Annotated in this window: 10 protein-coding genes; 4 read left to right on the top strand and 6 right to left on the bottom strand. The window is 70.6% G+C overall.

Annotated features, from left to right (window positions below):
• The 3 genes from BZY54_RS16320 to BZY54_RS16310 form a co-directional block, all read left to right on the top strand.
• Window positions 1-459, top strand: a 459-nt coding sequence (locus BZY54_RS16320) for a phosphotransferase (RefSeq protein ID WP_158103876.1), incomplete at its 5' end; no start/stop codon positions are given.
• A complete protein-coding gene (locus BZY54_RS16315) occupies window positions 447-977 on the top strand; it encodes a GNAT family N-acetyltransferase (protein ID WP_425276286.1) in 531 nt (176 codons plus the stop codon). The genes BZY54_RS16320 and BZY54_RS16315, both read left to right, overlap by 13 nt.
• A gap of 53 nt (window positions 978-1,030) precedes the next feature.
• On the top strand, window positions 1,031-2,383 hold the full coding sequence (locus tag BZY54_RS16310; protein ID WP_244217188.1) for an ATP-binding protein: 1,353 nt from the start codon (window positions 1,031-1,033) through the stop codon (window positions 2,381-2,383).
• An 89-nt stretch (window positions 2,384-2,472) separates the two neighbouring features.
• Here BZY54_RS16310 and BZY54_RS16305 read toward each other — a convergent pair whose 3' ends face one another.
• The 4 genes from BZY54_RS16305 to BZY54_RS16290 all read right to left on the bottom strand — a co-directional run bounded on the left by BZY54_RS16305 (window position 2,473) and on the right by BZY54_RS16290 (window position 5,453).
• A complete protein-coding gene (locus BZY54_RS16305) occupies window positions 2,473-2,925 on the bottom strand; it encodes an iron chaperone (RefSeq protein ID WP_086725926.1) in 453 nt (150 codons plus the stop codon).
• Window positions 2,926-3,125: 200 nt separating this feature from the next.
• A complete protein-coding gene (locus BZY54_RS16300) occupies window positions 3,126-3,299 on the bottom strand; it encodes a thioredoxin domain-containing protein (protein ID WP_341868690.1) in 174 nt (57 codons plus the stop codon).
• Window positions 3,300-3,393: 94 nt separating this feature from the next.
• On the bottom strand, window positions 3,394-4,392 hold the full coding sequence (gap, locus tag BZY54_RS16295; protein WP_086725922.1) for a type I glyceraldehyde-3-phosphate dehydrogenase: 999 nt from the start codon (window positions 4,390-4,392) through the stop codon (window positions 3,394-3,396).
• Window positions 4,393-4,496: 104 nt separating this feature from the next.
• The gene (locus BZY54_RS16290; protein ID WP_086725925.1) at window positions 4,497-5,453 is read right to left on the bottom strand and encodes a GlxA family transcriptional regulator; all 957 of its coding nucleotides are present in this window, start codon (window positions 5,451-5,453) and stop codon (window positions 4,497-4,499) included.
• Window positions 5,454-6,051: 598 nt separating this feature from the next.
• Between BZY54_RS16290 and BZY54_RS16280 the strand changes: the two genes are divergently transcribed.
• Window positions 6,052-6,552, top strand: coding sequence for a hemerythrin domain-containing protein (locus BZY54_RS16280; protein ID WP_208640674.1), 501 nt, complete (start codon window positions 6,052-6,054; stop codon window positions 6,550-6,552).
• A gap of 84 nt (window positions 6,553-6,636) precedes the next feature.
• Here BZY54_RS16280 and BZY54_RS16275 read toward each other — a convergent pair whose 3' ends face one another.
• Together BZY54_RS16275 and BZY54_RS16270 are read right to left on the bottom strand one after the other, a co-directional pair.
• The gene (locus tag BZY54_RS16275) at window positions 6,637-7,560 is read right to left on the bottom strand and encodes a GNAT family N-acetyltransferase (protein WP_086725923.1); all 924 of its coding nucleotides are present in this window, start codon (window positions 7,558-7,560) and stop codon (window positions 6,637-6,639) included.
• Between the two features lie 365 nt (window positions 7,561-7,925).
• Window positions 7,926-8,487: hypothetical protein (locus BZY54_RS16270; protein ID WP_208640673.1), on the bottom strand; the 562-nt coding region annotated here is incomplete at its 5' end.

Below are 8,487 nucleotides of genomic sequence, written 5' to 3'. Positions count from 1 at the left end.
CGCGATCCGCGGATCGCGGCGGCCCGGGTCCGGTTGGAGGAGCGCCTGCAGGACCTGGCGGCCGCGATCCGGCCGCGAGCGGAGTACGCGCTCGTACACGGGGAGTTGGGGCCCGATCATGTGCTGGTGGACGCGGACGGGAACCCCGTGGTGGTCGACATCGAGGGCACGATGTACTTCGACGTCGAGTGGGAGCACGTCTTTCTGCGGATCCGTTTCGCAGACGCCTACCCGGCGCTGGCCGTGGACGGCCTGGACGAGGACCGGCTCGCGCTCTACATGCTGGCGCTGAGGCTCTCGCTGACGGCTGGGCCACTGAGACTGCTCGACGGGGGCTTCCCCGACCGGGCGTCCATGGCGGACATCGCCGAGCACAACCTGAACGAGGCGCTGGAACTGGTCCGCCTCGGCAGTCCGGCAGCGGGAGAGGTCGGTCGGGGGACAGCGTGCACGCCATGAGGATCGGGGCCATCGAGACCGGCAGGCTGAGCCTCGTGCCGCTCGCCGTCGAGCACGCGGACGAGATGGCCGAGGTGCTCTCCGACCCGGCCCTGCACGTGTTCATCGGGGGTGCCCCGCACAGTCCGCAGGGTTTGCGGGCACGGTACGAACGCCTGGTGGCCGGCTCGCCCCGTCCGTCCGAGACATGGTGGAACTGGGTGATCCGTCTCCGCGACGAGCACTGCCTGACCGGGACCGTGCAGGCGACGATCACTGCCGCCGAGCGCGGCTGCGTGGCCGAGATCGCCTGGGTGGTCGGTACTCCGTGGCAAGGGCGCGGGATCGCCACCGAGGCGGCACGAGGACTGGTGGCCCGGCTGCGGCAGCAGGGTGTGCGGGTGATCCGTGCCCACATCCGTCCGGATCACCACGCGTCCGCTGCCGTCGCCGCTGCTGCCGGCCTGGCGCGCACCGGTCACTGGCACGAAGGCGAGGTCAGATGGGAGCTTCCCGTGACGCGGCCACCGGCCGCGTGAAGGTGCGCGTCCCCGGGGAGTCACCGATCGTTCAGACCCGGACCGTTGCGTTCATGACAATGGGGCGCTTACGGCAGTTCGCCGACGGGGCCGCCGGTGCCGCGGCGCTGCGGCAGGCGGCTGGGGTGGCCGGTTGCCGCAGGGTGGGCGACGACATGTTCCGCCTGCACCACGCCGCCGCCGAGGCCGCCCGCCAGACCGGGGACACCTCCGGTGCCGGCCGCGACCTGGCGGCCGCCGCCACCGTCGCGTACCGGTTCTCCAGCGCGTTCACACGGATTCCGGCGGTGGACGAGGTGACGGCCGTGCTGGCACGTGCGCGAGAACTGTCCGGCGACGGCGACCTTGCTGCCGAGGCCGCCGTCGCGCTGGCCGAGGCCGCGGTCGCGGACGCCTACGGCGCGGTTCAGGCAGATCAGGACAACACCGTGGAGGAGACGGTCGCGCTGGCCGAACGGGCGGTCGAGCTCGCTCGGCGGGCGGGCGACCCGGTGGCCGAATCCGCCGCCCTCGACGCGCTCTCCGGCGCGCGGAGCTGGGCCGGCGACCCCTTCGGCGCCGCCGTCGCGGTCCGGCGCCGCATCGACGTCCTGGCGCCGCTACCGCACACCCCGGCCGGCACGCACGAGCTGGTGGACGCCCTCGCCATGGCCGCGGGAACGGCCCTCGGCGTGGGTGAACTGCCGCAGGCCCGCAGGTGGGGAAGACAGCTCGCCGACCAGCCGCTGCTGGCGGAGGTCGGCCATCACGGCACGTCCTGGCTGCTGGTCGCGGACGCGTTCGCCGGTCACGGCGACGAAGTACGCGCGAACAGTGTGAGATTCCTCGACGCGTGGGAGCGCAGTGGCAGGCAGCGGTCGTTCTCCCTCGGCCCGGCCGCCGCGTCGGTGGCGATGATCCACGGCCTGCGCGGCGACCACGACGCCCGGGCGACCTGGTTCGCGATCGCCGACCAGGCGGGCACCGTGGCGGAGCACCGCCATGGCTACGGTGCGGTCTGCGACGCCATGGTCCTGCTCCATCACGGAGACGCCGACGCGGCCCTGGAGCGCGTCGCACCGACGCCGGATGAGGTGTGGAAGTGGGTCTCCTGGATCTGGCTGCACTGGTACGTGGCGCTCCGGGCGGAAGCGGCGGTGCTCGCCGGGCACCCGGACGCCCGGGACCGGATCGAAGCCGCCCGGGCCACCGTCGGCGGCAACCCGGTCGCCATCGCCCAACTGGACCGGGCGGAAGCACTTCTGGACGGCGACGTGACACGGCAGCTCGCCGCCGCGGCGGCATTCGACGCGGCCGGCTGCCGCTACCAGTCGGCGCGCACACTGCTGCTCGCCGGGGAAGGCCATGCCGCCGTCGGCACGGCGGCGCTCGCCGACCTCGGCCTGGCACCCGTCCCCGTCGGATGACCCGCACGACAGGACGCCCTGGCGGGACGAGCGCGTGGGCCGGCTCACCCGCCGACCGGCCCCGTCCCCCCGTGCGCCGGGCGTGCGCCTCAGCCGACCGCCTGCTTCACGAGCTCGGCGATCCTCGCCTCCACCTCGGCCGTGACATCGGTCAGGGCGAAACCGGTCGCCCACATCGTGCCCTCGTCCAGCTTCGCCTGGTCGCTGAAGCCGAGCGTGGCGTAGCGCGACTTGAACTTCTCCGCGCTCTGGAAGAAGCAGACGACCTTGCCGTCCAGAGCGTAGGCGGGCATCCCGTACCACAGCTTCGGCGCGAGGGCCGGGCCGGCGGCCGTGACGACGGCATGGACGCGCTCGGCCATGACGCGGTCCGAGTCCTGCATCTCGGCGATCTTCGCGAGCACGTCGCGCTCCGCCTGCGCCGCCTTGTCCGCGCTCGAAGTGCGGCGCGACGCGGCCTTCAGCTCTCGGGCGTGGTCCTTCATCGCGGCCTTCTCCTCGGCCGTGAACCCCTCGTACGTACCGCCCTTGGCGCTGCTCATGGTCACCCCTGTGGTCGTGGTAAAGATCGGCCCGGTGTGCTTCCGGGCCCGATCGCTGTGGTCACAGCCTCTCCCGTCACGGCCGCGGGCGCCTCCGTGCTGACCACGGAAACCACCACGGACACGGAGCCGGCCGGCCCTGTGCTCGGACGGCTGTGTTCGTCAGCCGACGACTGATGCCGCACGCGTGTGAGGATACGTCAGACGGTCTCGGAGAGCAGGTGCGGTGAGCAGGCCGACTGCCTCCATCCGCCGCTTCTTCGAGGGATGTTGACCATCGCCCTGCCGGCCACGGTCACCGTCGGCACGGTCTTGTTCCCGTCCGCGACCGAGCGGACGAACACCGCCGCGTCGGGGTCCTTCCAGATGTTCACCTCGGCGTACCGCAGCCGGACAGCGGCGGTACTCCCGGAGCCGCCCTCGGCCCGCTGCGGGAGAACGACCGAGGGCCCACCCCCGGAACCCAGGTCAGCCGGTGGCGAGGAGTTCGAGCGTGTCGATCACACGGTTGGAGAAGCCCCACTCGTTGTCGTACCAGGCGACCACCTTGACGTGGCGGCCGTCGACCCGGGTGAGTGCGGAGTCGAAGATTGACGACGCCGGGTTGCCCGTGATGTCCGAAGACACGAGCGGGTCCTCCGAGTACTCGAGGATGCCGGCGAGCGGCCCGTCCGCCGCGGTACGGTACGCCGCCAGCACGTCGTCGCGCGTCACGTCGCGGGCGACGGTCGTGTTCAGCTCGACGATCGAACCCACCGGGACGGGCACGCGGATCGAGTCGCCCGACAGCTTGCCGTCGAGGTTCGGCAGCACGAGACCGATCGCCTTGGCGGCGCCCGTCGTGGTCGGCACGATGTTGACAGCGGCGGCACGGGCGCGGCGGGCGTCGCGGTGCGGACCGTCCTGAAGGTTCTGCTCCTGCGTATAGGCGTGCACCGTCGTCATGAAGCCGTGCTCGATACCGGCGAGTTCGTCGAGCACCGCGGCCAGCGGCGCAAGCGCGTTGGTCGTGCACGAGGCGTTCGAGACGATCGTGTGCACGTCCGGGTCGTACGCGTCGGTGTTGACCCCGAACGCGAGCGTGACGTCGGCGCCGTCCGACGGCGCGCTGACGAGCACCTTCTTGGCACCCGCGTCGAGATGTGCACGGGCGGCCTTGGCCGACGTGAAGCGGCCCGTCGCCTCCAGCACGATGTCCACGCCGAGTTCGGCCCACGGCAGCTGCGCCGGTTCGCGCTCGGCGAGCACCACGATGCGGCGGCCGTCGACGACCAGGGCGTCCCCGTCGGCGGTCACCGGGCGACCGAGCCGGCCGGCCGTCGTGTCGTAGGCGAGCAGCCGCGCGAGGGTGGCGGGCTCCGTGAGGTCGTTGACGGCGACGACCTCGAGGTCGCTGCCGCGTTCGAGCAGCGCGCGCAGCACATTGCGTCCGATGCGGCCGAATCCGTTGATGGCGATGCGAGTCATGAATCGTGTCCCTTCGGTTCGCCACCAGCGTCGCGTGGGGCGTCCGCCCGCGACAGCGGCGCGATCGCCATGGTTCGAAAGGATCGCGCCACGGTGGTGGCGGACTACTCGCCCTGGGCGAAGGTCCGCCGGTACTCGCTGGGTGTTGTGCCGAGGATGCGCTGGAAGTGCTGCCGCAGATTCGTCCCGGTGCCCAGACCCACATCGGCGGCGATCTGCTCGACGCTCCGCTCCGAACGCTCGAGCAGCTCACGGGCCACGTCGATGCGGGCTCGCATGACCCACTGCATCGGCGTGTACCCCGTGTCCTCGACGAAGCGCCGCGAGAACGTACGCGGCGAGACCGCCGCATGCCGGGCGAGCACCTCGAGCGTGAGGGCCTCGTCCAGCCGGTGCAGCGCCCACTCGCGGGTGGCGGCGAACCGCTCGCCGAGCGGCTCGGGCACGCTGCGTGGCACGTACTGCGCCTGACCACCGCTGCGGTAGGGGGCCGCGACCAGACGCCGGGCCGCGTGGTTCGACGCAGCCACCCCGAGGTCGCCGCGCAGAATGTGCAGGCACAGGTCGATTCCCGAGGCGGCACCGGCCGACGTCAGCACGCTGCCCTCGTCGACGAACAGAACGTTCTCGTCGACCTGGACGAGTGGATGCTTCGCGGCGAGTGCCCGCGAGTAGTGCCAGTGCGTCGTGGCGCGCCTGCCGTCCAGCAGGCCCGTTGCCGCGAGCGCGAAGGCGCCCGTCGAGATGGCGGCGAGCCGCGTGCCCCGGGCGTGCGCGGCGATCAGCGCGTCGACGACGACCTGCGGAGGGTCGTCGCGGTCCGGGAAGCGGTACCCGGGGATGAAGACGATTTCGGCCCACTCGAGCGTGTCGAGGCCGTGGGTGACGTAGTACGACAGACCGTCGCCGCCGGTCACCAGACCGGGCGCGGCCCCGCACACCCGCACCTCGTACGGCATGCTCGCGCGGGTCGTGAACACCTGCGCCGGAATGCCGACATCGAGCGGCTTGGCACCCTCGAGCACAAGGACGGCGACACGGTGAAGGCGGGACGATGGCACGGAGACCAGGATACGAGGGGGTGCGGCCCGCCCGTTCGTCCGCACGGAGGACGCCGGACACCGTCGTGTCCCGGCTACGGAACTCGTACGGCAGGCGCCACGGACCGTCCACGCCGGTGCAGGGACTCCTGGCCGGCCACCTGACGAAGCAGCGTGACCGGCCGCCGGCCGAGGCCCGCCAGGCCGGTCAGCGGGAAGGGCGGTGCGACGATGTCGCGCTGCTCCTGAGGAGAGGCGGGGCCGCCTGGCAGCGGGACCGCGCGGAGGTGGCCGCCGAGGTCGGAGACGCAGGCGATGTGCGCCTCGCTGTCGACGGCGAGGCCGATCGTCTCCGCGAATCCGCCGGCGATGATCTCGGGTGCTTGGCCGGCTCGTCGGCAGCGGGAACGGGAGCATCCGGTCGATGACCTGGCTGATCAGGCCGCGACGAAGAGGCCGGCGGAATTGCGGCGGGCCTGAGCGCCTCACGCCTGCATCTGGCCCGCTCCGACTCGATTGACAGATCATTTTCGCGGCGATAGGACCTTGTGCCAGCGTCGCAGTGCATCCGGCAAAGAGACCGCCGAGGGCATGGAGGCGCCGAAACCGAGGGACGACCTTGGTCACATCCCACGAGCGCCTGGCGGCGTTCGGCAACCAGTTGATCGAAGTACACCTCTGGCTCCGCGAGGAGCTCGCCGCGCTACGTGAAGACGTCGATGCCTATCTCGCCGACGGCACGCAACTCCGCGAGCTGCGGACCCACTGCCTGACCTTCTGCTCGGCACTGAACCGGCACCACACCGGTGAGGAGAGCGCCGCGTTTCCCGAAGTCGCCGATCGCTTCCCTCAGTTGCGCCCGGTTCTGGCGGAGTTGCGCCGCGACCACCAGCTCGTGGACGCCTCCTTGCAACGGCTCGACGCGCTTGTCGGCCAACTGGAGCGGAAGAAGGACGACCCGACAGAAGTCCGACGTGAACTGGACAGCCTCGCGGCGCTGATGGAGACTCACTTCCTCTACGAGGAGAAGCGGATCGTCTCGGCGCTCAACGCGCTGAACGTGCCCGGCTGGGACAGTTCGCGACCGGCATTCCTCGTCACCGACGACGCAGATCACTGACCAGCCCCGGATGCACGGCACTTGGTGACCTACCGCGTGGGCGAGACGGCTCACATGGGGAAGTGGCCGTCTCGCCGTCGCGGGTCAGCTCCAGGCCATCTTGATCTCGCGGCCGAAGTTGACGTACCCGGCGCGCCGAAACGCGTTGGCCATGGGGAGGTTGCCCAGGTCCGTGGACGCGCGAACCCGAGAAACGTCCTGTTCGGCAAGCACCCGGGTGCCTTCGGCGAGGATGTCGTCGATGTAGCCGTGGCCGCGATGGCGGGGGAGTACGGCAAGGTAGGCGATGATCGCGTTGTAGCCGTTGTGGGCCGGGACGACGAATCCCACCGGCTCCCCGTCGGGCAGCACCGCGATGCGCCACCAGTCCCGGGGGCTGGTGTAGCGCGCGAGTTCGTCCTCGTAGTGTCTGGTCGCCGCCGCGGCGGCGGACATCCTGGTCAGGTCGCGGCGACTGTGTGCGTCCAGCGTGCCGTCCAGGGCCTGGGTCATGAGGGCCGGCAGTTCGGCCCGGTCGCGAGGAGGCCGGAAGGCCAGACGCCCGCTCGGCTCGGGGATCGGCGTCCTCGGTCGCCACTCCAGGCGAAGCCGCTCCACGAACAGACGGGCGCCGACGTGCTCCACGATCGCCATGCGGTCTTCGACGACGGATCTGGTGGCGGCCTTGTCACGCCAGTCGGGCGGGATGAAGCGGCTGTACTCCGGCGGTGGTGATCCGCCCGGGACGGTGGCGGACATGGCGGTGTGCAGGAGCCGCACTCCGATCTTCACCCGTTCGGCGGCCGACAGGCTGTCGTCGACATCCAGGATGTCCAGGTTGAACGGGGTGTCGCTGCCCACGCGGCTCCACCAGGCTGCTCTGGCCAGCAGCCGGTTCCCCAGCAGCGCCACCCACATCCATTCCGGCCGGCGATGGCCTTGGGCGAGGTCGTCCGCCAGTTCCTCGTTGAGGACGTAGGGCAGGCGGGAGAAGAGGTCGAGTTCTTCGCGTCCGGCGATCGGACGCATGGTCAGGTTGTTCGGTTCCACGGTCGAGGCATGCTCCGGTGAAGGGCACTCGTCCGTTCCGGGGTCAGATGTGGCTGGTGCCCCGGGAGAAGACAAGCGCGGTGGTCGTGGGGATCATCGGCTTATCCCTCCTCTCGCTGTCGCGGGTCCTCAGCCTCGGTGCCGAGGAATCCGAGTTACTTCTATCCGATCGACGGCTCCGCCTGCAACGCCTTTCGGCCCGGACGCGAGAAGCCCGGCCCGATTACGGCGGGCCGGGTTTCTCTGGTGTGTGTCAGTGTGTCGGGTGTCTGTGTTGTGTGTTCGGTTGCGGTGTCCGGCCTGATTACGGCGGGCCGGGGTGCTGCGTCGTCGTACGGCCGGCTTTAGTACTCGCCTCCCTCGTCGCCCCGGTCGCCCCGGTCGTCCTTGAAGCCGTGGCGCTCGATGATGCGGAAGCTGCCGATCACGCCGTTCTTGACGCGCACGACCTTCGTGCAGTCGTCCTCGTCCCTGTTGAAGTGCTCGCCCTTCTCGTCGTCCTCGTCCTTCTTGAAGTGCTTGCCCTTCTCGTCGTCCTCGTCCTTCTTGAAGTGCTCGTGCCTCTTGAAGTCCTCGTCCTTGCAGCGGGCCTGCACGCCGTCGCTCTGGCTCCACGGGCCGACGGTGGCGACGGGGGCGCCGTTGTCGCAGGTGACCCCGCGGAAGAACTCGACGGTCTTGCGGCTGTCGTTGCGGATGTTGAAGCTGTTGGAGCCCAGGCCGCTGACCACGGTGATGCAGCCGTTGGGGTGGGCGGAGTAGGAGCGCTCGTTGATGTGGATCCAGCCCTCCTTGTGGTGCCTGCGGCCGCGCTCGCCGCGCTCGCCGCGGTTGTTGTTGCCCTCGTTGCCCTTGCTGTTGTTGTTGGTGTTGTTGTTGTTCCCTTCGCCGCCCATGGGCGCCTGG

Origin of the sequence: Streptomyces carpinensis (assembly GCF_002154505.1) — a bacterium.
Classification (GTDB): domain Bacteria; phylum Actinomycetota; class Actinomycetes; order Streptomycetales; family Streptomycetaceae; genus Streptomyces; species Streptomyces carpinensis.
The sequence above is the reverse complement of the archived record's forward strand: the minus strand, read 5'-3'. Positions and strand labels throughout refer to the sequence as shown.